At 58.2% G+C, this 26,997-nt stretch carries 26 protein-coding genes and 1 tRNA gene; 23 read left to right on the top strand and 4 right to left on the bottom strand.

All coding sequences use genetic code 11. The annotated features are described in order from the left end of the window. The first annotated feature begins 3 nt into the window (after positions 1-3). Genes AC1D11_RS08475 through AC1D11_RS08465 form a run of 3 tightly spaced genes read left to right on the top strand, consistent with a single transcriptional unit; the run spans position 4 to position 2,965 of the window. Positions 4-1,107 (top strand): ABC transporter ATP-binding protein, encoded by a 1,104-nt coding sequence (locus AC1D11_RS08475; RefSeq protein ID WP_477651060.1) that lies wholly within the window; start codon positions 4-6, stop codon positions 1,105-1,107. A gap of 24 nt (positions 1,108-1,131) precedes the next feature. After that, positions 1,132-2,073, top strand: a complete 942-nt coding sequence (locus AC1D11_RS08470) for an ABC transporter permease subunit (protein WP_477649767.1) — start codon at positions 1,132-1,134, stop codon at positions 2,071-2,073. A 13-nt stretch (positions 2,074-2,086) separates the two neighbouring features. Continuing rightward, positions 2,087-2,965 (top strand): ABC transporter permease, encoded by an 879-nt coding sequence (locus tag AC1D11_RS08465; RefSeq protein WP_477651061.1) that lies wholly within the window; start codon positions 2,087-2,089, stop codon positions 2,963-2,965. Here AC1D11_RS08465 and AC1D11_RS08460 read toward each other — a convergent pair. Then, on the bottom strand, positions 2,910-3,857 hold the full coding sequence (locus AC1D11_RS08460) for a DMT family transporter (RefSeq protein ID WP_477650544.1): 948 nt from the start codon (positions 3,855-3,857) through the stop codon (positions 2,910-2,912). The genes AC1D11_RS08465 and AC1D11_RS08460 overlap by 56 nt on opposite strands. A 171-nt stretch (positions 3,858-4,028) precedes the next feature. Between AC1D11_RS08460 and AC1D11_RS08455 the strand changes: the two genes are divergently transcribed. From AC1D11_RS08455 to AC1D11_RS08400, 12 genes are all read left to right on the top strand, one after another. Then, positions 4,029-4,463 carry a gamma-glutamylcyclotransferase family protein gene (locus AC1D11_RS08455; RefSeq protein ID WP_477650545.1) on the top strand — a complete coding sequence of 145 codons (435 nt, stop codon included), beginning with the start codon at positions 4,029-4,031 and terminating at the stop codon, positions 4,461-4,463. 318 nt (positions 4,464-4,781) lie between these two features. Then, a complete protein-coding gene (aceA, locus tag AC1D11_RS08450; protein ID WP_477651439.1) occupies positions 4,782-6,101 on the top strand; it encodes an isocitrate lyase in 1,320 nt (439 codons plus the stop codon). Positions 6,102-6,268: 167 nt separating this feature from the next. After that, complete coding sequence (locus AC1D11_RS08445) at positions 6,269-6,448, top strand: hypothetical protein (protein ID WP_431095808.1); 180 nt, start codon at positions 6,269-6,271, stop codon at positions 6,446-6,448. Positions 6,449-6,734: 286 nt separating this feature from the next. Continuing rightward, positions 6,735-8,642 carry a threonine--tRNA ligase gene (thrS, locus tag AC1D11_RS08440; protein WP_477650538.1) on the top strand — a complete coding sequence of 636 codons (1,908 nt, stop codon included), beginning with the start codon at positions 6,735-6,737 and terminating at the stop codon, positions 8,640-8,642. A gap of 95 nt (positions 8,643-8,737) precedes the next feature. Beyond that, a complete protein-coding gene (infC, locus tag AC1D11_RS08435; protein ID WP_477651094.1) occupies positions 8,738-9,337 on the top strand; it encodes a translation initiation factor IF-3 in 600 nt (199 codons plus the stop codon). A 207-nt stretch (positions 9,338-9,544) separates the two neighbouring features. Beyond that, positions 9,545-9,748 carry a 50S ribosomal protein L35 gene (gene rpmI, locus AC1D11_RS08430; protein ID WP_007870723.1) on the top strand — a complete coding sequence of 68 codons (204 nt, stop codon included), beginning with the start codon at positions 9,545-9,547 and terminating at the stop codon, positions 9,746-9,748. 25 nt (positions 9,749-9,773) lie between these two features. After that, positions 9,774-10,133 carry a 50S ribosomal protein L20 gene (gene rplT, locus AC1D11_RS08425; protein ID WP_348046678.1) on the top strand — a complete coding sequence of 120 codons (360 nt, stop codon included), beginning with the start codon at positions 9,774-9,776 and terminating at the stop codon, positions 10,131-10,133. A 175-nt stretch (positions 10,134-10,308) separates the two neighbouring features. Continuing rightward, a complete protein-coding gene (gene pheS, locus AC1D11_RS08420) occupies positions 10,309-11,373 on the top strand; it encodes a phenylalanine--tRNA ligase subunit alpha (protein ID WP_477651063.1) in 1,065 nt (354 codons plus the stop codon). Between the two features lie 31 nt (positions 11,374-11,404). Then, the gene (gene pheT, locus AC1D11_RS08415) at positions 11,405-13,831 is read left to right on the top strand and encodes a phenylalanine--tRNA ligase subunit beta (RefSeq protein WP_477646444.1); all 2,427 of its coding nucleotides are present in this window, start codon (positions 11,405-11,407) and stop codon (positions 13,829-13,831) included. Positions 13,832-13,879: 48 nt separating this feature from the next. Next, positions 13,880-14,206, top strand: coding sequence for an integration host factor subunit alpha (locus tag AC1D11_RS08410; protein ID WP_457280348.1), 327 nt, complete (start codon positions 13,880-13,882; stop codon positions 14,204-14,206). A gap of 171 nt (positions 14,207-14,377) precedes the next feature. Further along, positions 14,378-14,866, top strand: coding sequence for a MerR family transcriptional regulator (locus AC1D11_RS08405; RefSeq protein ID WP_457280349.1), 489 nt, complete (start codon positions 14,378-14,380; stop codon positions 14,864-14,866). 35 nt (positions 14,867-14,901) lie between these two features. After that, positions 14,902-14,978, top strand: a tRNA-Pro gene (locus tag AC1D11_RS08400). A gap of 164 nt (positions 14,979-15,142) precedes the next feature. Here AC1D11_RS08400 and AC1D11_RS08395 read toward each other — a convergent pair. The 3 genes from AC1D11_RS08395 to AC1D11_RS08385 form a co-directional block, all read right to left on the bottom strand. Then, positions 15,143-16,336: an amidohydrolase family protein gene (locus AC1D11_RS08395; protein WP_477646445.1), complete on the bottom strand. Its 1,194-nt coding sequence runs from the start codon at positions 16,334-16,336 to the stop codon at positions 15,143-15,145. 30 nt (positions 16,337-16,366) lie between these two features. Then, a complete protein-coding gene (locus AC1D11_RS08390; RefSeq protein ID WP_477646446.1) occupies positions 16,367-17,065 on the bottom strand; it encodes a TetR family transcriptional regulator in 699 nt (232 codons plus the stop codon). A gap of 102 nt (positions 17,066-17,167) precedes the next feature. Then, on the bottom strand, positions 17,168-17,941 hold the full coding sequence (locus AC1D11_RS08385) for a ferredoxin--NADP reductase (protein ID WP_477646447.1): 774 nt from the start codon (positions 17,939-17,941) through the stop codon (positions 17,168-17,170). 364 nt (positions 17,942-18,305) lie between these two features. Here AC1D11_RS08385 and AC1D11_RS08380 point away from each other — a divergent pair, with 364 nt between their 5' ends. The 8 genes from AC1D11_RS08380 (at position 18,306) to AC1D11_RS08345 (ending at position 26,996) form a co-directional block, all read left to right on the top strand. Next, entirely contained in the window at positions 18,306-19,943 is a 1,638-nt protein-coding gene (locus tag AC1D11_RS08380; protein ID WP_477646448.1) for a 6-hydroxynicotinate reductase, read from the top strand. Between the two features lie 11 nt (positions 19,944-19,954). After that, a complete protein-coding gene (locus tag AC1D11_RS08375; RefSeq protein ID WP_477646449.1) occupies positions 19,955-20,863 on the top strand; it encodes a UPF0280 family protein in 909 nt (302 codons plus the stop codon). Positions 20,864-20,885: 22 nt separating this feature from the next. Next, positions 20,886-21,527 (top strand): amino acid synthesis family protein, encoded by a 642-nt coding sequence (locus tag AC1D11_RS08370; RefSeq protein WP_477646450.1) that lies wholly within the window; start codon positions 20,886-20,888, stop codon positions 21,525-21,527. A 46-nt stretch (positions 21,528-21,573) separates the two neighbouring features. Further along, complete coding sequence (locus AC1D11_RS08365; RefSeq protein ID WP_477651065.1) at positions 21,574-22,158, top strand: amino acid synthesis family protein; 585 nt, start codon at positions 21,574-21,576, stop codon at positions 22,156-22,158. Positions 22,159-22,254: 96 nt separating this feature from the next. After that, positions 22,255-23,442: an ABC transporter substrate-binding protein gene (locus AC1D11_RS08360; RefSeq protein ID WP_477651095.1), complete on the top strand. Its 1,188-nt coding sequence runs from the start codon at positions 22,255-22,257 to the stop codon at positions 23,440-23,442. Positions 23,443-23,587: 145 nt separating this feature from the next. Beyond that, positions 23,588-25,483: an ABC transporter permease gene (locus tag AC1D11_RS08355; RefSeq protein WP_477646452.1), complete on the top strand. Its 1,896-nt coding sequence runs from the start codon at positions 23,588-23,590 to the stop codon at positions 25,481-25,483. Further along, positions 25,480-26,259: an ABC transporter ATP-binding protein gene (locus AC1D11_RS08350; protein ID WP_477646453.1), complete on the top strand. Its 780-nt coding sequence runs from the start codon at positions 25,480-25,482 to the stop codon at positions 26,257-26,259. The genes AC1D11_RS08355 and AC1D11_RS08350 overlap by 4 nt, the downstream gene beginning before the upstream one ends. Next, positions 26,259-26,996 carry an ABC transporter ATP-binding protein gene (locus tag AC1D11_RS08345; protein WP_477646605.1) on the top strand — a complete coding sequence of 246 codons (738 nt, stop codon included), beginning with the start codon at positions 26,259-26,261 and terminating at the stop codon, positions 26,994-26,996. The genes AC1D11_RS08350 and AC1D11_RS08345 overlap by 1 nt, the downstream gene beginning before the upstream one ends. Position 26,997 lies beyond the last annotated feature (1 nt).

Below are 26,997 nucleotides of genomic sequence, written 5' to 3'. Positions count from 1 at the left end.
TTCATGAATCTACCCCTCCCGGCCGGTGACGGATTTTTGCGGACTGAGCAGTTGGTCAAACGCTTTGATGGCGTGGCGGCGGTGGACGATGTGTCCCTGTCGATTCACAAGGGCGAAATCTTCGCGCTGCTCGGCAGCTCGGGTTGCGGCAAGTCGACCTTGCTGCGCATGCTGGCGGGTTTTGAAAAACCCACTGAAGGTTCGGTCATCCTGGACGGTGTGGACATCGCGTCATTTCCGCCCTACGAACGGCCCATCAACATGATGTTCCAGTCGTACGCGCTTTTCCCCCATCTGACGGTGTGGGACAACATTGCCTTCGGGCTCAAGCGCGAAGGCATGCCCAAGGGCGAAATCGAAGCTCGCGTGCAGGAAATGCTCAAGCTGGTCCAGCTGGAGACCTTTGCCAAACGCAAACCACACCAGCTCTCGGGCGGACAGCAGCAACGCGTGGCTCTGGCGCGCAGCCTGGCCAAGCGGCCGCAGCTGCTGTTGCTGGATGAACCGCTGGGCGCGCTCGACAAAAAGCTGCGCGAACGCACGCAGTTCGAGCTGGTCAACATTCTTGAATCCGTGGGCGTGACCTGCGTCATGGTGACGCACGACCAGGAAGAAGCCATGGCCATGGCCTCCCGTATCGCCGTCATGAGCCATGGCCGCGTGCTGCAGGTGGGCACGCCCAAGGAGATCTACGAGCATCCCAATTGCAGGTTTGTGGCCGACTTTATCGGCAACGTGAACATGTTTGAAGGTGAACTCACGCTAGACGAGGCGGACCGCTGTGAAGTCACGACCGACCAGGGTGTAGTGAACGTGGGCCACGGTATCAGCGGAACGCTCGGGATGTCCGCGGCCATCGCCGTGCGTCCGGAGAAGATCCACATCGCGAAAACCCGGCCTGATGTGGATGCCAACCTGTTCAGCGGGAAGGTCCGTGAAATCGCCTATTTCGGCAGCTACAACACCTTTATTGTGGAAACCGCCAACGGCCGTACGGTGAAAATCACCGAGACCAACACGACACGCCATGAGAGCTCCCTGATCACCTGGGATGACCGGGTTTTCTTCTGGTGGGACGATTCGGCGCCCGTGGTATTGACGCAGTAGCCGGTCCATAACAACACCTGTGCGATGAGAATCCCTTCCTGGCTTCAACTCAACGTGGGGCGGCGCTTCGTGATCGGCGTGCCTTATGTCTGGCTGCTGCTGTTCTTTGTGTTGCCTTTCATGATCCTGCTGCGGATCAGCGTCACGGACATGGGCAATGGTGTGGACCCGTTTGCGCCGCTGATCGAGACGGTACAGGGCTCCTGGCACGTCATGCTGCGCTACAACAACTATGCGTCCATCTTCATCGACAAAGCGGCCGATACCGCAGGCGGTTTTGGCAACACCATCTACATGGAGGCGTACAAGACTTCGCTGAAGTACGCGGTGCTGACGACGCTGTCGTGCCTGCTGATTGGCTATCCGTTTGCGTACTTCATTGCCCGGTCGCGGCCGGCGATCCGGCCGGCCTTGCTGATGCTGGTCATGCTGCCGTTCTGGACGTCCTTCCTGCTGCGCGTGTACGCGTGGAAGGGCATCCTGGCCGACCAGGGCGTACTTAACAACTTGCTGCTATCCCTGGGCATCATCCAGGAGCCGATGGTGATGCTTTACACCGACGTTTCCATGCTGGTGGGTATGACCTATGTGTACTGCCCCTTCATGATCCTGCCGCTTTACGCCAACCTGGTGAAGATGGACTTTCGTCTGCTGGAGGCTGCCCACGATCTGGGCGCCAGCGCCTGGAAGGCTTTCTGGCTGATCACTGTTCCGCTCAGCAAGTCCGGGATCATCGCCGGCTCGATGCTGGTTTTTATCCCCAGCGTCGGCGAGTTCGTGATTCCGTCGCTGCTGGGGGGCGCTGAAAATATCATGATCGGCCGCGTCGTGTGGGACGAGATGTTCAGCAGCAACAACTGGCCGCGCGCATCCGCGCTGGCCGTGGTGATGATCCTTCTGATCCTGGTACCGCTGGCTTTTTATTACCGCTCCAGCAGCGACCGTGGCGCGCAAGGACGCCACTGAGATGAAAGAAGCCATGAGAACCTTCCTGCGCCTGGTAGAAGGCAACGTAGGCCGGATCTGGATGGGGCTGGTGTACCTTTTCCTCTATATCCCGTTGATTTTTCTCATCGTCTTTTCATTCAACAGCACCCGGCAAGACGGTGTTTTCACCGGCTTTTCAACGCGCTGGTATGAGGCGCTGCTTTCGGACTCACGGTTGGTGGAAGGCTTTTTTCTGTCGCTCAAGGTGGCGCTGATCACCGGCACGCTGTCGGTGGTGCTCGGCAGCTTTGCTGCCTTTGTACTGGTGCGCTATTTGCGCTTTACCGGGCGTACGCTGTTCTATGGGTTGGTCAACGCACCCCTGGTCATGCCCGAGGTCATCATTGGCCTGGCCTTGCTGCTGCTGATGGTGGCGGTGCAACGCACCATCGGCTGGCCGGACCGGGGCTTCATCACCATCGTGACGGGGCACACGCTGTTGGGCATGGCCTACGCCACAGTGGTCATCCAGTCACGCCTCAGTGAAATGGACCGCACCCTTGAAGAGGCCGCCATGGACCTGGGCTGCCGGCCCATGCAGGTGTTCTTTTTGGTGACTTTGCCCAGCATTGCGCCGGCGCTGGTGTCGGCCTGGCTGCTCACCTTCACACTGTCGTTTGACGACGTGGTGATCTCCGAATTCTTGTCAGGGCCCGGCGTGACGACCTTGCCGCAGGTGATCTTCAGCTACGCCCGCCGCGGTGTGAACCCGTCGATTTACGCAGCAGCCACGATTTTGATCACGGTGGTGTCGTTGGGCATCATTGCCTACAGCATCGCCGTGATGCGCCGGCAAAAGCGGCTGGACCGCGAAATCAGTGCGGCGGCTCGACCGGAACAGGCTTTCCCGGACCCCGCCCGGGCAAAGTAGCCAGCAAGACGCCGGTCAGCGCGATGGCAAAAGCGCCGATCTGGGTGCCATTGAGCTTTTCTCCCAAAACAATGACGCCGACCGCTGCGGCGCTGACGGGCAGCAATACGGTGAAAACGCCGGCCTGATTCGCCGGAATCTTCCTGAGCCCGGTCATCCAGAGCCAGACCGTCCAAACGCTGGCTGCCAGCGAATAAAACAGCAACAACAGCCAGGCGGAGGGCGTCACCTTGCCAAAGTCAAATCCCCAGGCCATCCAGAGGCCGAAAGGGGTGACGAGGGCAAAGCCCCAGAGGTTGATCAGTGCGGTGATGCGTTTGGGGCTGAGTACGCCGGTCAGCTTCTTGCCGATCACGGCGTAGGCCGCCTCGCATAAAACCGCGCCCACCAGCAGCAAATTGCCCAGCCAGGCATTTCTGTGTGCCAAATCGGCCTCCGGACCAATGCTGACGGGCGCAACCAGCTCATTTTTTGATAGCGAAACAAGGCCAATGCCGACCACCGCGCAGGCTACAGCGCCCCACACGCGCGCACCGATGCGTTCCCGCAGGAAGAACCAGCTCATCAGCGCAACGGCTGCCGGAATGGAAGCCATGATCACACCGGCCGCAACCGCGCTGGTCATGCTCACGCCGAACAGCATGCAGATGGAAAACAGGAAATTGCCCAGAAAGGATTCAAGGAACAGCAGTCGGCCGGTTTGCCGGCTCATGGGGACTTCGCCTGCCGGTTTTTTCAGCCAGTGCAGCATGGCGGTGCCACCGATGCCAAAGCGCAGCCAGGCCAGCAGAAAGACGGGGAAGGCGATGACGAGGGGTTTGGAAAGTGCCACATAGCTGCCAACGAGCGACATGCTGAGCGCCAGGCAGGCGTAGGCCACGATTCGGTTCATTAAACTGGAGGCTCCTGTGGTGCGGGCCAGTGCGGGGGCCTGCGGTTGTGCCGGCCGGGAACGGCCTGGCAGAGGTTGAAATCATGCCTTAATTTAAGAGGGGCATTGCCGGTTCCACGCAGCCTGGACAGCCCACAATCCGATGACGACTCTGGCGACGACACTCAAACAATGCCTCAATCTCCTGTACGTTATGTTTTTGTTTACGGCACCCTGCGCAAGGGTGAGCAGCGTGACATCAACCATTTGAAGCCGCAACCCCGCTGGATAGGGCGAGCCAGCGTGGCAGGCGTGATGCACCACCTGGGTAGCTATCCGGGCCTGACGCTGACCGGCCCGGGCACCGTTCAGGGAGAGGTGTATGCCGTGGCGCCCGAGCTGGAGCGTGTGCTGGACGAAATCGAGGAGGTGTGGCCGCAGCAGACCGGTGAATACACCAAGCGCGAGGTGGCGGTGCAGCTTGAGCCGGTATCCGGGCCTGGCCAACCGGAGCGCGCGCGGGAACTGGTGTGTTTCCTCTATGAGATCGCTCCCGAACGGATTCACGGCAAACCGGTGATTACGCTGGGCGATTGGGTGTTGCATCGAACTGGCGGCGCTAGCTGAGTCTCGCAGAGCGTCGAGGGCCTCGAGAGAAATGTCAGGGCCGAGGTGCGCTCCTGGCCCGATGCCAGTTGCCTTTAGTATTTCATCATTCAATAAATTGATTCCGCAATGTGGAATTTATAAATGCTGCAGTGCAAAATTATTTCTCAATATGAGAGATTGAATTTTGCATGACGATAAATTTAGCAAATACTGTTGATTTTATTGGTTTTTATTTTTGTCTTATATAAGACATAAGATCTTCACAAGGTCTTGTAGAAGACTTAAAGTTGATCCATCGAATTCGCCACTTCCTTATTTCAACCTACGGAGCCCACCATGCCGCAAACCCTGACCGAACAATTGAGCCGCGACCAGCAAATTTCCGCTCTGGAAAAAGACTGGGCCACCAACCCGCGCTGGAAAGGCATCAAGCGCGGCTATAGCGCCGCCGACGTCGTGCGCCTGCGCGGATCCTTCCCGATCGAACACACGCTGGCCYGCCGCGGTGCTGAAAAATTGTGGGACCTCCTGCACAACGAGCCTTATGTGAACTGCCTGGGCGCCCTGACCGGCGGCCAAGCCATGCAGCAGGTCAAGGCTGGCGTCAAAGCCATCTACCTGTCGGGGTGGCAGGTTGCGGCCGACAACAACAGCTACTCCGCGATGTACCCGGACCAGTCCCTGTACCCGGTGGACTCGGTGCCCAAGGTCGTTGAAACCATCAACAACACTTTCCGCCGTGCCGACGAAATTCAGCACTCCAAAGGCATTGATGCCGGCGACAAAGACTACATCGATTACTTCGCACCCATCGTGGCGGATGCTGAAGCCGGTTTCGGCGGTGTCCTGAATGCCTTCGAACTGATGAAGGCCATGATCAAGTCTGGCGCAGGTGGCGTGCACTGGGAAGACCAATTGGCTTCCGTCAAGAAGTGCGGCCACATGGGCGGCAAGGTATTGCTGCCCACCCGTGAGTCCTGCCAGAAGCTGATCGCTGCGCGTATGGCGGCCGACGTCTGCGGCGTGCCCACGCTGGTGATTGCCCGCACCGATGCCGAAGCCGCTGATTTGCTGACTTCCGACTACGACGAGATCGACAAGCCTTTCCTGACCGGCGAACGCACTGCCGAAGGTTTCTACAAGACGCGCAAGGGTCTTGAGCAGGCTGTAGCCCGTGCCAACGCCTATGCCCACTACGCGGACCTGGTGTGGTGTGAAACCGGCACGCCTGACCTCGACTTCGCGAAGAAATTCGCTGATGCCGTGCACAAGGTTCACCCGGGCAAGATGCTGGCCTACAACTGCTCACCGTCTTTCAACTGGAAGAAGAACCTCGACGATGCCACCATCGCCAAGTTCCAGCGCGAACTCGGCGCCATGGGATACAAGTACCAGTTCATCACGCTCGCCGGTATTCACTCCATGTGGTACAACATGTACGACCTGTCGCAAGACTACGTCAAGCGCGGCATGACGGCTTACATCGAGAAGGTGCAGGAGCCTGAATTCGCAGCACGCGACCGCGGCTACACCTTTGTGTCGCACCAGCAGGAAGTCGGCACTGGTTACTTTGATGAAGTGACCACCGCGATCCAGGGCGGCAAATCCAGCGTGACCGCGCTGACCGGCTCTACCGAAGAAGAGCAGTTCCACTGATCTCACCTGACCGACGATTACCCAGACGCTCGCGCCCTTATGGCGCAGCTTTTCAGCCCGGACAGGTCCTAGGGCCTGTCCGGGCTTTTTTACGGGCGGTTTTTAGCGTAGAGTGCAGTTTGTTACACAAAACACAAGATGTGCTTCATTAACCGGAGGAGGTTGCCGTGTCGGAATTAACCGTGGGTTTCAAGCGTGTTCCCTGTCCCGATTGCAATGGCACCGGCGAACTGCGCATTGAAAGCGAAAACATCAATGAGCATTTTGAAGTCGAAAAACAAACGGTGATCACCGAATGTCCGCGTTGCCTTGGCCTGGGATTTTTGCCGCCGGCCTCACCGCAATAGGGCTTTGCGGCGAGAGGCAAATAGGTGGCCGGCGAGCCATCTGCAAGCTGCCGTAAAATAGCCGCATGCAATCAATCAAGCTGGAAACAGGAAGGATCGTTCGGGTTATGACACCGCGAACTACGCCCTCGTCCGTTTTCTGGAGTCATCCAGGGCGCTAGTCCGCACCCCTTGGTGATTGTTAGCTACTGATTTCATAGCTTAAATCCATATCCCCCATCAAAGCGCGGCAGGTTCCGCGCTTTTTTGTTTTTCTGGTTCCAGCCTGCTTATAAAAGTTATTCCCATGATTCAAATCACGCTCCCCGATGCTTCCAAGCGCGAATACCCCCAGGCCATCACGGTGGCTGAAGTCGCTGCATCAATCGGTACCGGCCTGGCCAAAGCGGCCCTGGGCGGCAAAGTTGACGGCAAGGTGGTCGACACCAGCTACCTCATCGACAAGGACAGCTCGGTTTCCATCATCACAGCCAAGGATGCCGACGGCCTGGACATGATCCGCCATTCCACAGCCCACTTGCTGGCCTACGCCGTCAAGGAACTGTTCCCGGATGCGCAGGTCACCATAGGCCCGGTGATTGAAAACGGTTTTTTCTACGATTTTTCCTACAAGCGCCCGTTCACGCCGGAAGACCTGGTGGCGATCGAAAAGCGCATGACGGAACTTGCGGCCAAGGATGAGCCAGTGACGCGCCGGGTGCTGCCGCGCGATGAAGCCGTGGCGCATTTCAAGAGCATAGGCGAGCATTACAAGGCTGAAATCATTGCGAGCATTCCCGCCAATGAGGATGTGTCGCTCTACCGTGAAGGCGCTTTTGAAGATCTTTGCCGGGGCCCCCACGTGCCCAGCACGGGCAAGCTGAAGTTTTTCAAGCTCATGAAGGTGGCCGGCGCCTACTGGCGCGGCGATCACCGCAATGAAATGCTCCAGCGCGTTTACGGCACGGCCTGGGCCACCAAGGATGAACTGCAGCAGTATTTGACGATGCTCGAGGAAGCTGAAAAGCGCGACCACCGCAAGCTCGGCAAGGAACTGGACCTGTTCCACATTGATGACCATGCCCCTGGCCTGGTGTTCTGGCACCCCAAGGGCTGGACAGTCTGGCAGGGCGTTGAGCAATACATGCGCAAGGTCTACCAGGACAACGGCTACCAGGAGGTCAAGGGTCCCCAGATCATCGACAAGACGCTGTGGGAAAAAACCGGCCATTGGGACAAATACCGCGACAACATGTTCACGACCGAGAGCGAAAAGCGCGAATATGCGCTCAAGCCCATGAACTGCCCCGGCCACATCCTGATCTTCAAGCAGGGCATCAAAAGCTACCGCGACCTCCCGCTGCGCTACGGCGAGTTCGGCCAGTGCCACCGCAATGAGCCTTCGGGCGGGCTGCACGGCATCATGCGCGTGCGCGGCTTCACGCAGGACGACGGCCACATTTTCTGCACCGAAGATCAGATCCTGAAGGAATGTGTGGACTACACGACCTTGCTGCAGAAGGTGTACACAGATTTCGGCTTCAAGAACATCATCTACAAGGTCGCCACGCGACCGGAGGCCCGCATCGGCTCGGACGAAAGCTGGGACAAGGCAGAGAACGCGTTGATGGAAAGCCTGCGCGCGTCCGGTTGCGAGTTTGAGATTGCCCCCGGCGACGGCGCTTTTTACGGCCCGAAGATCGAATACACGCTGAAAGACGCAATTGGCCGCCAATGGCAGTGCGGCACCATGCAGGTTGATTTTTCGATGCCGGAGCGTCTGGACGCCGAATATGTGGGTGAGGACGGCGCCCGTCACCGGCCTGTGATGCTGCATCGCGCGATTGTGGGCAGCCTGGAGCGTTTTATCGGGATTTTGATCGAAGAGCATGCCGGCGCGCTGCCGACCTGGCTGGCTCCCGAGCAGGTTTCGGTGCTCAATATCACCGATTCCCAGGCTGAATATGCCCGGGAAGTTGCCAAAACACTGCAAAATCAAGGGCTTAGGGTCAATCTGGACCTGCGCAACGAGAAAATTACGTATAAAATACGGGAGCACTCGATGAAAAAGCTGCCGTATATCCTTGTCGTAGGCGACAAGGAGAAAGCGGCAGGTGCCGTTGCAGTGCGCGCCCGGGGTAACAAAGACCTTGGAGTGATGCCTCTCGAAGCCTTCGCTGAAACGATCGCTTCCGACATCGCGAAAAAAGCCTGATTTTTAACAAAATTGTTGATGAATTTGGCCTGTCGTCCTTACAGGACGGGCGCAAGCAGCTATAGCTTTTATAGCAAGAGTTAAAGGATAGAACCATCGCTACTGAATTTCGTGACCGCCGTCACCGTGAAGAACGCAAGCACCGCTTGAACCGTGAAATCATGGCCCCTGAAGTACGTCTGAGTGGGCCAGACAATGAGCCGCTGGGCATTGTCAGCATCACCGAGGCTTTGCGCCTTGCGGGTGAGGCCGATGTGGACCTCGTCGAAATCTCCCCCACAGCGGTTCCACCGGTGTGCCGGTTGATGGATTACGGCAAGTTCAAGTACGCCGAGCAGAAGAAGGCGGCGGAAGCGAAGTCCAAGCAAAAAGTGATCGAGATCAAGGAAATCAAATTCCGGCCCGGCACTGACGATGGGGACTACAACATCAAGTTGCGCAACATCAAGCGCTTCTTGGAAGAAGGCGACAAATGCAAGATTACTTTGCGTTTTCGTGGTCGCGAAATCACGCACCAGGAACTGGGCTTGGCCCTGCTGGCGCGTATTCGTGATGAGTTGGCCGATTTGATTGTGGTGGAGCAGTTCCCCAAGCTTGAAGGCAGGCAGATGGTCATGATGATCGCGCCGGGCCGTAAAAAACCGGGTGCTGCCAAGCCGGCAGCCGAGACCACTCCGGCACAGTCCGCAGCCTGAGGCTGGCGGACAGTGGATAAAGATAAGGGGCGCTTTGCGGCGTTCCTGTGAAAGCAGGTGCAAGCCAGCTTTCCAAAAGCAGAAGGGTCAAACCTTTTGCGATCAGCGGGAAGTCGAAAGATTTCCCGCTTAACAAGTGTCTCGGGGCCATCAAGTCTGCGGAAGGTTCGCAGCGCCTCACGAGCACAAATGAAAAGGAGCATTCACATGCCCAAAATGAAGACCAAGAGCGGCGCTAAAAAGCGTTTCCGCGTTCGTCCGGGTGGTACCGTCAAGCGCGGCCAAGCCTTCAAACGTCACATCCTGACCAAGAAGACCACCAAAAACAAACGCCATCTGCGCGGTGCAGTGACTGTCCATGAGACCAATATGGGTCACATGGCACAGATGCTCCCAGGCCAGGGCATTTAATTAACGACGAACAAGGAGTACACACATGCCTCGCGTCAAACGTGGTGTAACGGCTCGCGCCCGCCACAAAAAAGTTTTAGCCCTTGCAAAAGGTTTCCGCGGCCGCCGCGGCAATGTCTTCCGTATCGCCAAAGAAGCGGTAATGAAGGCTGGGCAATATGCCTACCGTGACCGCCGTACCAAGAAGCGCGTGTTCCGCCAGTTGTGGATCGCCCGTATCAATGCGGCAAGCCGTTCCTTCGGCTTGACCTACAGCCAGTTTGCTAACGGCCTGAAGAAAGCCGGCATCGAGATCGACCGCAAGGTTCTGTCCGATATGGCCATTCATGACAGCGCTGCTTTCGGCGCCATCGTTGAACAGGTGAAAGCCAAGCTGGCTGCCTGATTTTCAAGCCGGGCAGTGTTGGTGCTATTAAATCAATAGCTGCTTGCGCACGAAAATAAAGGGCTGGGGCTTGAAAAGGCTCTGGCCCTTTTTCATGGCCCTTACTGCAGTACTCACGGAACAAAAGTGCTGCTGAAAGCGCCTTCGCTGTTTTGTATTTCGAACAAGAGAACGTATGACTCAACCCGATGCCCTCCAAGAATTGGTTAGCAGCGCCCAGGCCAGTTTTACGCAGGCGAACACGCCCGCCGACCTGGAAAACGCCAAGGCGCAGTTCCTGGGAAAAACCGGCCGCGTCACGGAGTTGATGAAAGGCATGGCAGCGCTCAGCGTCGAAGAGAAGAAGTCCCGTGGCGCCGCTATCAACCTCGCCAAGCAGGCGATTGAAACCGCGTTGACCGAGCGCCGGCAGGCGCTGGCCGACGCCGAACTGCAAAAGCAGCTCAAGGCGGAAGCGCTCGACGTGAGCCTGCCCGGCCGTCAGCACACGCAGGGCGGATTGCATCCGGTGTCGCTGACGCTGGAGCGCATTGAAGGTATTTTTGGCTCGATGGGTTTCGATGTGGCCCAAGGCCCTGAAATCGAGACGGACTGGTTCAATTTCACCGCGCTCAACACGCCGGAGGACCATCCGGCGCGTTCGATGCATGACACGTTTTATGTCGAGGGCGGCACCGAGGCTGCGCCCAATTTGCTGCGCACCCACACCAGCCCCATGCAGATCCGCTACGCGGTGCAGCACGTCAAAAAGCACCGCGCCCTGATCGATGCCGGTGGCCGCATGCCCGAGATCCGCGTCATCGCGCCGGGCCGCACCTACCGCGTGGATAGCGACGCGACCCACTCGCCCATGTTCCATCAGTGCGAAGGCCTGTGGATAGGCGAGAACGTGAGCTTCAAGGATCTCAAGTTTGTTTTTACCGATTTTTGCCGCACCTTCTTTGAAAGCGACGACCTGGTGCTGCGCTTCCGCCCCAGCTTTTTCCCTTTCACCGAACCCAGTGCTGAAATCGACATCCAGTTCCAGACTGGCCCACTCGCCGGCCGCTGGCTGGAAGTGGCCGGCTCTGGCCAGGTGCACCCGAACGTGGTGCGCAACATGGGGCTGGACCCCGAGAAATACATCGGCTTTGCCTTCGGCATGGGACCTGACCGCCTGACCATGCTGCGCTACGGCGTCAACGACCTGCGTCTCTTCTTCGACGGCGACATTCGCTTCCTCTCCCAGTTTCAGTCCTGAAATAACAAGAACAAAAAAACAAGGTTAGACCATGCAATTCCCAGAATCCTGGTTGCGCGAATTCTGCAACCCGCCTTTGACGACCCAGCAGCTCGCCGACACGCTCACCATGGCCGGCCTGGAGGTCGAAGAACTCAAACCGGTGGCGCCGCCCTTCACCAAGATCGTCGTTGGCGAAATCAAGGAAGCCGTCCAGCATCCGGATGCGGATCGCCTGCGCATCTGTCAGGTCGACGTGGGGCAGGGCAGCCTGCTCAATATCGTTTGCGGTGCGCCCAACGCCCGCGTTGGCATCAAAGTGCCGTGTGCCCTTGTCGGCGCCGAGCTACCGCCTGGTGAAGACGGCAAGCCCTTCCTGATCAAGGTCGGCAAGCTGCGCGGTGTCGAAAGCCAGGGCATGCTCTGCTCCGCGCGTGAACTCAAGCTCTCTGAAGATCACGGCGGCCTGCTCGAACTGGCGGCCGATGCGCCGCTGGGCCAGGACATTCGTGAGCATCTGAAGCTTGACGACACCTTGTTCACGCTCAAGCTCACGCCCAACCTGGCGCATTGCCTGAGCGTCTACGGTGTTGCGCGCGAAGTTGCTGCGCTCACGGGCGCACCGCTGAAGACGCCAGTCATTCCCGCAGTGACCGCTACTGACGCCACGAAGCTGCCGATCAAGATCAGTGCGCCCGATTTGTGCGGACGCTTTTCCGGCCGCGTGGTGCGCAACGTCAATACAAAAGCCATCACACCCCAATGGATGGTCGATCGCCTGGCGCGCTGCGGCCAGCGTAGTGTGACGGCGCTGGTGGACATCTCCAACTACGTGATGTTCGAGCTGGGCCGTCCCTCGCACATCTTTGACCTCGAAAAAATCCATGGCGGGCTCGATGTCCGCTGGGGCAAGCCCGGCGAGACGCTCAAGCTGCTTAACGGCAATACCGTGACGGTTGACGAAAAGGTCGGCGTGATTGCCGACAACGCGCAGGTCGAGTCGCTCGCCGGCATCATGGGCGGCGATGCGACCTCGGTGTCTGACGACACGAAACACGTCTACGTCGAAGCCGCCTTCTGGTGGCCGAAAGCCATTGCCGGCCGCTCGCGCCGCTATAACTTCTCGACCGACGCGGGCCATCGCTTTGAACGCGGTGTAGATCCTGGCCAGACGGTGGAGCACATTGAGCGCATCACTCAGCTGATCATTGATATCTGCGGCACCGCCGATACGGCGTGCGGCCCGATGGACGACCAGCAGGTCAATGTGCCCAAGGCGTCGCCAGTCACCTTGCGCGTTGCGCGCGCGGCCAAGGTGATCGGCATGCCGCTCACACAGGTTCAATGCCTCGATGCGCTCCAGCGCCTCGGCCTGGCTGTGACGCAAGGTGAGGGCACGCTGACGGTGACGCCGCCCAGCTACCGCTTTGACCTGCAAATCGAAGAAGACCTGATTGAGGAAGTGGTGCGCATGGTGGGCTACAACCAGCTGCCCGAAACGCCGCCGCTGGCTCCCATCACGGCCAGGTTGCGCGCCGAGGCAGAGCGCAGCCCCTTCGCCGTGCGCCGCGCGCTGGCCTCGCTGGGCTACCAGGAAACCATCAACTTCAGCTTTGTGGAGGAGCGTTGGGAGCACGAGCTTGCTGGCAACGCCAGTCCCATCAAGCTGCTCAACCCGATCGCCAGCCAGATGAGCGTGATGCGCTCTTCGCTGGTGGGGTCGCTCCTGCAGGTGCTCAAGTTCAACCTGGACCGCAAGGCGCCCCGCGTGAACGTGTTTGAACTGGGCCGCATTTTCCTGCGTGACGCAGATGTCCAGAACACCGATACCACTGTGGCCGGCTTTAACCAGCCCATGCGTGTGGCTGGCTTGGCCTATGGCCCGCGGGCGGCACTGAACTGGAGCCAGCCTGACAAGGGTGTGGATTTTTTCGACATCAAGGGCGACGTGGAAGCTTTGCTCGCGCCGCTTCAGGCTGTCTTTGCGCCTGCGGCGCACCCCGCCATGCACCCCGGCCGCTGCGCGAGCGTGTCTGTAGGCGGCAAGTTGATCGGCTTTGTGGGCGAACTGCACCCGCAGTGGCGCCAGGGCTACGACCTGGCCCAGGCGCCGCTCCTGTTTGAGCTGGAACTGGATGCCGTGCTGCAACGGTCGGTGCCCGAGTTCAAGCCGGTCAGCAAGCTACAGCCGGTAGAGCGCGATATCGCCGTCATCGTGGCGGAGGGCGTCAGCCATGCCGCGCTGATGTCGGCCATCCATGGCGCCAATACGAGAGGCTTGCTCAAGGGGGCGACGCTGTTTGACGTCTATAGGCCGCAGCAGGCAAGCGCGAACATGCAGCTCGGCGAAAAAAGCCTGGCGGTGCGCTTGGTGCTTTCGAGCGGCGCCGCTACACTGACAGACGAGGAGATTGAGGCGGCCGTTCAGTCGGTGCTCGACAATCTGCAAGGTCAGCTGGGTGCCCGCTTGCGGGCCTGACCTTTCACGAATACCGCTCACAATAAAAGTCGCCAGGAGTACCGTTGCATGGATTTTTCTGTAGAAAGCCTGGAAACCCCGGCGCTGACAAAGGCGCATCTGGCCGAGTTGCTGTTTGAACAGATCGGGCTCAACAAGCGCGAATCAAAGGACATGATTGACGCGTTTTTCGACTTGATCTCGGACAGCCTCGTTGACGGAAATGACGTGAAAATTTCCGGATTTGGCAATTTCCAGATTCGCACCAAAGCACCTCGCCCCGGCCGCAACCCCCGCACCGGAGAAGCCATTCCCATCGAGGCTCGCAGGGTGGTGACATTTCATGCCAGCCACAAGCTCAAAGACCAGATCCAGGGCGAAACTGTTGCCGAATAAGTACTAAACCTGGTGGCTTCGTCCGCCGGGTTTACGTATCCGGGTAGGTGTTTGTAATTAAATGTCACCTGTGTGACGGAACAACACATGCCAAAAAACCGGCGCAACTCTTTGCGCTAAGTTTCGACTTAGAGTAGATTTAGAGGTTTCCTCCTTAGCGCATTGATTTAATTGGAGAAAACGCTCCCACCCATTCCCGCGAAACGCTATTTCACCATCGGTGAAGTCAGTGATTTGTGCGGCGTCAAACCTCACGTGCTCCGTTATTGGGAGCAAGAGTTCACGCAGCTACGCCCGATGAAAAGGCGTGGCAACCGCCGCTACTACCAGCACCATGAGGTGCTGATGATCCGCCGGATCCGTGATTTGCTCTATGACCAGGGCTTCACCATCAGCGGCGCACGCAACAAGCTTCAGGAAATTGTCCAAACCGAACGCGACAAGCGCCGTAATGGTGAAGTCATGCTTGACGGCGTAGAAGTGCTGGAAGGCGGTGAGTCCCTGCTGGAGGATTTCGAGGATTCCAGTGATCACTCGGACTTTGAAGACAGCGAGCCGGAGGGTGCGGATTTGCCCAGCGGCAGCGCGGCCCAGCAACGACTGCAATTGGTACGGCGCGAGTTGTTTGAAATTCGTGATCTCCTCAGCGCCGGGCACTGAGAAGCATTTTCGGCACGCTATAATAAAAGGCTTGTCGGTGTGTGGCGCAGCCTGGTAGCGCACTTGCATGGGGTGCAAGGGGTCGAAGGTTCGAATCCTTTCACACCGACCAATAAAACCAACAGATAGCCGGTTAGCTAACGCTAACCGGCTTTTTTGTTTCGAGTCGAATATTTGTTGAAATCCGGTCGACCCGCCTGGGATCAGGCCAGCTAATTTTTAGCTCGATGCCGTCGTGTGTCGGGATGAGGCTAATGGGAAGCAAGCGCCTGTGGATCAAGCCGGAACAATGCTGGGAATCTGCGTAGCTGGCGGGGTGTTGCGGCTGCGGCCGCAGCGGATCAACCCATCAATCATCACCATGCCAACGCCGGGAATATCCCCGCGTTGCACGCTGTCCAGCAGGTTGAGTCCCGCGGAGTGCTGGGCTTTGTCCATGAAGACCAGATCAGCATCACGGCCTGTTTCTATCAAACCGCAATTGAGTTTACGGATGCGCGCGGTGTTACCCGTGGCAAAGCAAAAAACCAGTTCCGCCGGGATATTGCCCAAGCTGGAAAGGAGAGCGATAAGGCGCAGCACACCCAGCGGCTGGACGCCGGACCCGGCCGGTCCGTCGGTGCCAAGGATGACGCGGTGCGGGCACTTGAGCTGTAGTGCCGCCTGCGCGGCTGCAATTGCGACTTTTTCATTGCCGTTATGGACAATTTCAATCGCGCGCGATGATTTCTCACAGAGCTCGCAAACATGTTGTTCCGACAGTGCCGTGTGACCGCCGTTGATATGGCCGATGACATCGGCGTCGGCTTCCAGCACCACGTCTTTGTCAATCAGGCCTGAACCGGGAATGGAAGGGCCGCCGGTGTGAATGGTGCTCTGGATGCCGTATTTCCTTGCCCAACCCACCATCTCCTTGGCTTCGTAGCCCGCCTTGACTGAACCCAGGCCCACTTCGCCGAGCAAGGTTACGCCGGCATCGGCAAGGTCCTTGAAATCCTGTTCAATCATGCCTTTTTCGATGATGGGTGCACCGGCCAGTACCTTGACGCCGCCCGGGCGGAAGTTGTCGAACGCCCGTTGCGCGGTTATGGCCAGCGCCTTGAGGCCCACGATATCCTTGGGACGCCCTGGCAAGTGAACCTCGCCGGCGGAAATCATGGTGGTGACGCCGCCGTGCATGGTGGAGTCAATCCAGCCGATCTGGTTCTGGCGTGGTGTCCAGTCGCCAAAAACCGGATGTACATGGCTGTCGATCAAACCAGGTGCCACGCAAGTCTGGTGCGCGTCAATCACGGTCTGCGCATGCGCCATGTCACAGTCCTTGGCCTTTCCGATAGCTACGATGAGGCCGTCGTTCACAACGATGGTGTCCGCCTCCAGGATAGGCTGGTCGATGTCTCCGGAGAGCAGCAGGCCGATGTTCCTGATGACAACCTTTCCTGATTTTCCGCTTGATGCAGCTTCTGCCATGGGTGGCCTTTCAAATGCGTGGGGTTGAGATCAAGGATTCAACATGACAGTGCGCAGCACGGTGCTGATGATGAAGGACTGCCAATGCGCCAGTGCCTCGGGCGTCTGCAGATCTTCGCCGAGGAAGGCTGACAGCGTGTGGCGGTTCGAAATGTAGAAGTAGCCTGTGGCGGCAATCAGCAGGTAGACATTGCGGGCGGAGATATCTGCCCGGAAAATTTTCTTGCGCACACCGCTTTCCAGCAATTGCCGGATGATAGCGATGGCGGGAGACGAGTAATCCCGGGCGCGCTGGGATTTGGCAATGTGCTTGCCGCGGTGCAGGTTTTCCGTATTGAGCAGCGTAATGAATTCCGGATTTTTGCTGTAGTAGGACACCACAAAGCAAATCACGTCCGTCAGGGACTCCACCGGGTGGTCGATGTCCAGTGACAACTCGAGCTCGGCATCATTCATGCGGCGGTACATGTCTTCCAGCACTTCGATAAACAAGCCTTCCTTGCTGCCGAAGTAGTAGTAAATCATGCGATCGAATGACTTCGCCGACCTGGATATTTTCTCTATGCTGCCGCCGTCATACCCATAGCGCGCGAAGACGCGGGTGGCTGCACGCAGAATGTTGTCGCGCGTGGTCTGCGCGGCTTGCTCCCGTACGCCGGGTCGCTTGGCGACCGTGCGTTTGGTTGTGGCAGTGCGCGGCTTGATGGTTTTGGCCGTCTTCGCTGTCATGTAGAAGTATCCAGTCGCGGTTTGTGCGTGATCAGGCGAGAAGGTGTGAGGAGCAATTTCCCACGGCAATGCAATGAGCTGAAAGCAAACGCCAGGCCATCCTTACTGTTCGGCAAAGGCGCGTTCGATCACAAAATCTCCCGGCTTGGATGTATTGCCCTCGATGAAGCCCTTGCCTTCGAGCATGTGCTTGAGGTCCTTGAGCATCGCGGGGCTGCCGCAGATCATCACACGGTCATGCGCCGGATCCAGTGCCGGTAACTGCAGGTCGGTCAACATCTTCCCGCTTTCGATCAGGTCAGTGACGCGGCCCATGTTGCGGTACGCCTCCCGCGTAACGGTAGGGTAGTACAGCAACTGCCTGGAGATCAGCTCACCGAGAAACTCATGTTGGGGCAAGTGGTCCACAACCAGGTCGTGATAGGCCAGCTCGTCTGCCTGGCGCACGCCATGGACCAGCACGATCTGTTCAAACCGTTCGTAAGTCTCCGGGTCCCGGATGATGCTCATGAATGGCGCCAGGCCCGTGCCGGTCGAGAGCAGGTAAAGCCGTTTACCCGGCAGCAGGTAATCAATTACCAGTGTGCCGGTTGGCTTGCGTCCAACGATGATTTTGTCGCCGACCTTGATGTGCTGCAGCCGCGACGTCAGGGGACCTTCCGCAACCTTGATGCTGAGAAATTCGAGATGCTCTTCATGATTGGGGCTCACGATGCTGTAGGCGCGCAGCAAAGGCTTGTCGTTGACCCTTAACCCGATCATGGTGAAGTGACCGTTGCTAAAGCGCAGTGAGGCGTCGCGTGTGGTGGTAAAGGTAAACAGGCGATCAGTCCAGTGATGGACGGACAACACGGTTTCTTCATTGAAAGCGCTCATGGTGTTATCTGGGAGTGACGGTTATGAATTGGAGCGGTTGCGGTGGTGTCTTGTAGCTTCCCGGCCAGGATTTTCCGGTTTATGAGTCGATTTTTCCATTGCGCGGCCGATGGTATGCACGTGCTGGCCAAACGACGCTGCTACAGAGGGAATGTGCCACACTAATGTAGTGAACACAACATTTAAATTCAGTGCGAACGAAATTTTTGAATAAGTTTACGGCGGCCGTGTAAATACTATTGCGTGGGAAATCCGTATGCGCTACATTGAATCTTACATGTAGTGAATGCAACATGTAAATTAAGTGAGCACTACATTGGTGAATTTGCCCCAGGATGGTGAGGGCGGCGGAAGGACGAGCACGATGACTGAACATACAAAGACGGACGGCCTGCCAGGTATGGACGCTCTGACGTTTCCGCAAGTTTTGGAAAAAGCCCGGCCGCGAAACGAGCGAATGAACAGCGAGAAAATCGAGTGCAACGCCTGCCCAGTCTTGTGTCAGATATCCGAGGGTCGCAGTGGAGCCTGCGATCGGTATGCCAACCAAGGCGGAATGCTTGTCCGGGTCGACCCGGTGTTGCTGTTGCGCCGCACGCTGTCGGGCGAGGGCGCGCATATTGTGCCGTTTGCGGCGCGCGCAGATGCCGGACTTTCCGCGCCGGAGAATTTGTCTGGTTGCATGGATGGTGCGCCAGCGGTTTCGTGGAGCGGCGATCTTCTGCTGGCTGACGAAGTCTTTGTCACGGGTGTGGGTTCATCAACGACCTATCCCGACTATAAGCCGGCGCCATTCATTGTTTCGTCGAAAGCGGCCGGTGTTGATCTGGTCACCGTGGTCACGGAAGGCATCTTCAGCTACTGCAGCTTCAAGGTGAAGATAGATACCGACCGCTTCGTGGGTGCCGAGCAGGCCAATGTGCGCTGCAAGGGAGAGGTAATAGGGCATGTGACAACGGCCGAGTATGGTTCGCAGATGTTGTCCCTGGGGGGGGTGCACCACCTGACGGGAGGCAGCAAGAAAGAGGGCCGTGTCACGGTCGAGATGATGCAGGCGCTCGGCAACAAGCAGGCCGTGGAGTTCACGATTGATGGTGGTTCCCAGATACTGATTCAGGCAGGACATGCACCTGTCGTGAACGGCATTGAGGAACAACGTATGCGTGTAGGTTGTGGTTCCGCCACCATCGGGATTTTTGCGAAACAGCTATTCGGTAAGCTCGATGAGGTGGTGGTGGTCGATGACCACATTACGGGTGTCCTGACCGAGCATCAGGCGGGGCGTTGTCTCGATATGCGTGCGTCAGGTATCCGCATGCGCGGACGAAAGTCCACGCCGGGTCGATATTTTCAGGTGGCCAATCCCGGAACGGGCTGGGGTGGGACGGATATCGCCGATCCCCTGTCCATCATTGAGGCATGGGACGGGAACGTCGCCTGGCCGGGCCTGCGCTTGTTGATGACATCCACTACCGGTGAGCATGCAAGCTGGTATGTGCTCAATGAGGAACTCGTTCCCGTGGAGCAAGAGATGCCGGCGGAAGTACGCCATGTCGTTGAGCGTATCGGTGAAAACTGCGAGCCCTCGCTGGCGACGGTGCTTTTCCTTGCCGGAGCCGGCGGCAGCCTGCGGGCTGGCGTCACTGAAAATCCGGTTTTGCTGACGCGCGCCATCAAAAATTCCCTGGTCAATGTGACCTGCGGTGGGGCTCCTGCCTACATCTGGCCCGGTGGAGGAATCACCGTTATGGCCGATGTCATGCGTATGCCGGACAACAGTTTCGGAACCGTTCCTACGCCGGCCATCGTGGCCCCCATTGAGTTCAGCATGAAGCTTGACGACTATCGCGCGCTGGGCGGGCACATGGACTATGTGCGCACGCTGGAGGATGTGTTGCGTCGCGGTGCCTGGCACAACGAGGGTGCACCTGTAGCCCTGGAATGGGCCAAGCTGCCTTCCGCCAACCCCTGGCCTCTGGCGCGTCCTCCCTTATTGGGCTGAGGCGCTTGCACATGAACCCTCAACGCATGCAACTTCCCGATGGGCGCTGGCATTTCCAGCACGGGCCGATGGATATCGTCATTGGGGCCCATGGAAGGCCGGCTGCGGTTGAGGCCGCTCATGCCAAAGCATGGGAGCGTTTCCGCAGTATCCTCGGCGAGCTGGTCGGGGAACTTCATTTTCTGCGGCAGCCGGTACTGGATGAGTGCCATCTGGAAGGGGGCATTGCCCGGCGCATGTGGAATGCATGCCACCCTTATCGGCGTGATTTCATCACCCCGATGGCGGCCGTTGCAGGTGCGGTCGCGCAAGAGCTGGTCGCCTGTTATGCCACTAGCGGGATAGACCGCGCCTGGGTCAACAATGGCGGCGACATTGCCCTGCATTTGATGCCTGCGCAATCGGTGCGCATTGGCCTGTATGCAGATCTGGCGCGCCTCGATGTGAACGAGGTATTGGCGGGCGTCCATATCGACGGGCAATTCGAGGTTTCCGGCGCGCTTCCAGTTCGCGGCGTCGCTACCAGTGGTTGGAGGGGGCGAAGCTTTTCGCTGGGTATTGCCGACAGCGTCACGGTCCTCGCGCGTACCGCCGCGCAAGCGGATGCCGCAGCCACCATGATTGCGAATGCGGTCGATGTTGCCGACGTGCGGATCAAACGGGGCAGAGCTTGTGACCTGAAGGACGACACCGACCTTGGCGAAATGCTGGTGACAGTTGACGTGCCGTTGCTGGAGGCGGAGACGGTTCGGCGTGCACTGTGCGCCGGGCTTGAACGCGCCCAGGCTCTGCAAGCGGCGGGATTGATCTGGTCGGCCGCGCTGGTTTGTCAAAACCAGCTGATGACCACCTCTGATAAAACACCGCAACGATTGCAAAATCACAGTGCTGCGGTGCCGGCTGGTTCGGTATTTGCTTAATGAGATGAATGGACCCCACACCATGATTGAAATCCGGCGTATTTTTACGCACGTGGAACAGATACGGCATGAATTCGGTCCGGTAGCGCCGGTGCCCCTGCTCCGCGGTGCAGTTGGCGCGGTGCTGACCAACCCGTTTGCAGGGCGGTATGAGCCCAACATCCTGCCGATGATGGACCAGCTTCAGCCCGTGGGTATCCAGATGGCTAAGCGTTTGCGCGCCGCGATGGATGTGCCAGCCGAACATATTGAGGGTTACGGAAAAGGAGCGATTGTGGGCGCGGCCGGGGAACTGGAGCATGGTGCGCTCTGGCATGTGCCTGGCGGTTATGCGATGCGTGAGCTGCTCGGCTGGAAAGGTGATCGCAACGCTTATGCCCGTGGACAGGCCGAGGAAAAAACCGGGCAGCCCGGTAACGCCTTGTCCATTGTTCCTTCCACAAAAAAGGTGGGTGCGCCGGGTACGGCGCTTGATGTTCCCTTGACGCACATCAATGCCAGTTATGTCCGTAGCCATTTTGATGCGATGGAGGTGCGTGTGCCGGGCGCCCCCTTGCCGGACGAAATTGTTTTTATCCTGGTCATGAGCACAGGGCCGCGCATTCATGCCCGGGTAGGCGGCCTGGCCGCCAGCGCCATCGCCAAATGGGATGGTTTGCGTTAAAGCCAATGCACCAGATACTTAGCACGCACTGAGACAAGGAAACACTATGGTAGCCATGATTCGAAAAATTGTTGTGCAGATCGACGAAACGCATATCGAGATGGGGAAAACCGTCACTCCGCCGACACGGAGGGCGTTGGCGATGGCCGTGATCGAGAATCCTTTTTCCGGGGTGTACGCGGAAAAACTCGACGCACTGATGGACATTGGTGAGGAGCTTGGTGGGTTGCTGGGGCAAAAATGCGTGCAGGCCCTCGGGATTTCGCCGGCTCAGGCCCATAGCTACGGCAAGGCCGCCATCGTGGGTGAGGCAGGCGAGCTCGAGCATGCTGCCGCGATCCTGCATCCCAAACTGGGCGCACCGCTGCGCCTGGCGGTGGAAAAAGGCGCGGCACTGGTGCCTTCAAGCAAAAAACGCGGTGGCCTTGGCACCGCCATTGACGTGCCGCTCGGACATAAGGACGCAGCATTTGTGCGCAGTCACTTTGATGCCATGGAGGCACGGATTTCCGATGCCCCGCGGGCCAATGAAATTGTGGTTGCTGTTGTTGTCACAGACAGCGGCCGGCCCCTGCCGCGTGTGGGTGGGCTTCAAACCAGTGAAATCAAGGGGGAGGATGGGTTAAGGTAGCTCCGGTTGCCCATCTATCGTTCATCGTCAATAACTCACCATGGCCATTCATCTGATTCAAGACAACCAGGAGTACTTATGAAGCTGCACCACAAAATGCTGAGCACCATCGCTTTCCTCGGGCTGATGAGCTCATTCGTGAACGCGCATGCCCAAGGCGTCATAAAAATAGGGGAAATCAACAGCTACAAGGCCCAACCGGCTTTCCTGGAACCGTACAAGAAAGGTATGGAACTGGCTGTTGAAGAGATCAATGCCGGCGGAGGCATTAACGGCAAAAAGGTCCAGCTCATTATTCGGGACGACAACGCAAACCCGGGTGATGCGGTTCGTGCGGCCGAAGAGCTTGTTTCGCGCGAAAAAGTCGACGTGCTGACGGGTTCCTTCCTTTCCAATATCGGTCTGGCGCTGACCGATTTTGCCAAGCAGAAGAAGTTCTTCTTTCTGGCGGCTGAGCCTCTGACAGACAAAATCGTCTGGCAAAACGGCAATCGCTACACATTCCGCTTGCGGACCTCCACCTATATGCAGGTTGCCATGCTGGTCCCGGAAGCCGCCGCGATGAAGAAAAAACGATGGGCGGTGGTGTACCCCAACTACGAATATGGGCAGTCAGCCGCAGCAACGTTCAAGACCTTGTTGAAGGCCGCGCAACCCGATGTGGAGTTCGTGGCCGAGCAGGCGCCTCCATTGGGCAAGGTCGACTCAGGAAGTGTTGTACAGGCCATGGCGGACGCCAAGCCGGATGCCATCTTCAATGTTCTTTTTGGTGCCGACCTCTCGAAGTTTGTTCGTGAAGGCAATACCCGCGGCCTGTTTCAGGGGCGTGAAGCCGTCAGCCTGTTGACGGGCGAGCCTGAATATCTCGATCCACTCAAGGAAGAAACGCCCAACGGCTGGGTGGTTACCGGCTATCCGTGGTACGGCATCCAGACACCCGAACACAAGGCTTTCTTTCTTGCTTATCACGGCAAGTACAAAGACTATCCGCGCCTGGGTTCCGTAGTCGGCTATAGCGCCATCAAATCCCTGGCTGAAGGCATGAAAAAAGCCAAATCAACCGATACGGAAAAGCTGATTACCGCTTTCCGCGGCCTGAACGTGACAACACCCTTTGGCCCCGTGGTTTTTCGCCCGGAAGACCACCAGTCCACCATGGGTGCCTATGTGGGCCGCACAAAAAATGAAGGAGGCAAGGGCGTGATGGTCGACTATCGATATATCGATGGTTCAAAAGTCCAGCCGAGCAACGCCGAAGTGAAAAAAATGCGCGCTGCCGACTAGACCGGGCAAGTATTGACGGCGGCAGACACCGCGCTTCGCGTATGCGTCCATGGCGGTTTGCCGGCAGTTCCGGTGACGCCGTCATGCCAATGGTGTCCGCGGTGCACTTGCTGGCCATGCTATCCCGCAGAAAAAAGGTTTTTTCATGAGCTTCTCAGGCTTTATCGTGCAGTTGCTTAATGGCCTGGCCGGCGCATCGTCGCTGTTTCTCGTGGCAGCTGGTTTGTCGTTGATCTTTGGTGTTACGCGGATTGTCAACTTTGCCCATGGATCTTTTTTCATGGTGGGCATCTACGTTGCCTATTCATTGGTCAGTGCTCTCGGCAATACCCTGGGTTTCTGGCCTGCCTTGCTGATTGCCGCTTTGGCTGTTGGTGTTCTCGGCGGTCTGGTCGAGGTCTTGTTGCTGCGCCGTATTTACCGTGCACCGGAACTCTTTCAGTTGCTTGCTACCTTTGCACTGGGCCTGGTGATCAAGGACGGCGTGTTGTGGTTTTGGGGCGCCGAGGAGTTGCTGGGCCCCCGAGCGCCCGGCCTGACAGGCTCTGTGTCGATCCTGGGACGTCAGTTTCCTTCCTATGATCTTTTCCTGATCGTCGCGGGACCTGTTGTCCTGGGCCTGCTTTGGCTTCTGCTCACCAAAACCCGCTGGGGCACCCTGGTCCGGGCTGCCACCCAGGACCGCGAAATGGTCAGCGCGCTGGGTGTGAACCAGGCGTGGTTGTTCACAGCCGTTTTTGCATTGGGCGCACTTCTGGCGGGCCTTGGCGGCGCGCTTCAGCTACCGCGCGAGCCTGCCAACCTGGACATGGATCTCAACATCATCGGTGCTGCGTTTGTGGTGGTGGTGGTCGGGGGCATGGGCTCCATCCCGGGTGCCTATGTGGCGGCACTGCTGATTGCCGAACTCAAGGCCATTTGCATCTGGCTGGGGCTGGTCGAGATTGCGGGTATCAGCATCTCTTTTTCCAAGCTGACGCTGGTGGTGGAGTTCGTGGTGATGGCTGTTGTCCTGGTGGCCCGTCCCTGGGGGTTGTTCGGCAGGCCCCAGGCACCCAGCCGGCATGCCGGCATGGCTGAAGAACCGCTGCGCCGGCCGCACCGCTTTTATGCCTGGGGTTGTGCGGGCCTGCTGGCACTTCTGGCTTTGATGCCTGTGCTGGCGGCGCAGTCCCCTTACGTCACCGTGTTACTGATTGACTTGCTGGTTGCCGTGCTGTTTGCCTGCAGCCTGCATTTCATCATGGGGCCCGCCGGGATGCATTCGTTCGGGCATGCCGCTTACTTCGGTCTTGGGGCCTATGGTGCCGCGCTGCTGGTGCGCAGCCTGAACATGCCCATGGAGCTGGCGCTGGTCGTCGCACCCCTCGTGGCGGCACTGGGCGCTTTTGTCTATGGCTGGTTCTGCGTCAGGTTGTCCGGTGTTTACCTCGCCATGCTGACGCTGGCCTTTGCGCAAATTACCTGGGCGATTTGTTATCAATGGGACGTGTTCACCGGCGGCAGCAACGGATTGACCGGCGTATGGCCCTCTGAGTGGCTGGCGGACAAACGTATTTATTATTACCTCACCCTTGTCCTGGCGGCCGGGGGCGTTTTGCTGATGCACCGGATGCTGTATTCACCGTTTGGCTATGGCATGCGTGCGGCACGTGACTCGGTGTTGCGCTCCGATGCCATCGGCATGAATGTCAAACGCCTGCAATGGGTTGCGTTTGTGATTGCAGGCTCATTTGCCGGATTGGCCGGAGCGCTTTATGCCTTTTCCAAGGGCAGCATCTCTCCTGAAAGCTTGCACGTCAGCAAGTCGATCGACGGTCTGGTGATGGTTTTGCTGGGCGGTATCCAGACGCTTTTGGGGCCCGTCGTGGGGGCCGTCACGTTCACATGGCTGCACGATACCGTGGCGCGAAACACCGACTATTGGCGAGCCATGCTCGGCGCCATCATCCTGGTTCTTGTCCTGCTGTTCCCCCAGGGAATTGCTGGCTTCGCCAAACAGCTGATTGCCAGGTACCGTACTGCGGGAGAAAAGTCATGAGCTTGCTGAAGGTCTCAGGATTGGGAAAAGCCTTTGGCGGTGTCAGGGCTGTCGATGGCGTGAACTTCGAGCTGGCGGCAGGTGAATTGCTGGCTTTGATCGGGCCTAATGGTGCCGGGAAGTCAACCACATTCAACATGGTCAATGGTCAGCTGCGCGCAGATGCAGGCTCTATCCAGCTGGACTCCCGGGAGCTGATCGGCCTGGCGCCCCGGGAGATCTGGCGCCGCGGTGTCAGCCGGACATTCCAGATCGCCGAAACCTTTTCTTCCCTGACGGTCGTGGAGAACGTCCAGATGACCCTGCTGTCTGCGGACAGGAAGTTGTTTTCCATGTGGCGCCGTGCCGCAGATTACAAGCGCGACGAGGCCATGGCGCTGCTTGAGCAGGTCAACATGAAGGGGCAGGCTGACCGCCCTTGCAGCGTGCTGGCATATGGAGATGTCAAACGTGTGGAATTGGCCATGGCCATGGCCAGCAACCCCAAGTTGCTGCTCATGGATGAGCCGACAGCCGGCATGGCACCCAGGGAGCGAAACGACCTGATGGCGCTGACCAAACAACTGGTCATTGACCGGGGCATGGCGGTGCTTTTTACCGAGCACAGCATGGACGTGGTGTTTGCCTATGCTGACCGCATGATCGTACTGGCGCGCGGCCGGTTGATTGCGGAAGGCAAGCCGCAGGATATTCGCGACCACCCCAAAGTCCAGGAAGTCTATTTCGGCAGTGGCAAGACCTTCGAGAAAAAGGCCATTGAAAAGGAAACAGCGTGATGGGCAACGGCAACAATATTCTGCTGGAGGCGAAAGACCTGTCGGCCTGGTACGGCGCGGCACAAATACTGTTTGGCGTCAACCTTGCTGTCGGGCGCGGCGAAGTCGTCGCCCTGATGGGGCGCAACGGCGCCGGCAAATCAACCACGTTGAAGTCGCTGATCGGGATGCTCGACAAGCGTCGCGGCAGTGTGGCTTTTCTCGGTAAAGACATCTCCAGCAGTGAACCACACCATGCGGCCCGGATGGGCCTGGGCTTTGTGCCGGAAGACCGGCGGATATTTACCGACCTGACAGTGACCGAAAACCTGGAAGTAGGGCGGCAGGCGCCGCGCCGCTGGCCCGACGGCAGTGAGGCCCCCTTGTGGACGCCGGAACGCCTCTTCAAGCTGTTTCCCAACCTGGGTGAGATGCCTACGCGTCCCGGCGGCCGCATGAGTGGTGGCGAGCAGCAAATGCTGACAGTGGCCAGGACCTTGATGGGCAATCCCTATCTGGTTCTGCTTGACGAGCCCTCTGAAGGCGTGGCGCCCGTCATTGTGGAGCAAATGGCCAACATGATCCTCGAGCTGAAGGCCCACGGCGTCAGCATTCTTCTGTCTGAGCAAAACATGCATTTCGCCGAACTGGTGTCCGACAGGGCGTATGTATTGGAGAAAGGACAAATCCGTTTTGAAGGATCCATGGCGGATCTTGCTGCCAATGAAGAAGTGCGCCGTGCCTATCTCAGTGTGTAGG

It is taken from the genome of Polaromonas sp. P1_E11, assembly GCF_056405995.1.
This window is presented reverse-complemented; position numbering and strand designations above follow the sequence as displayed.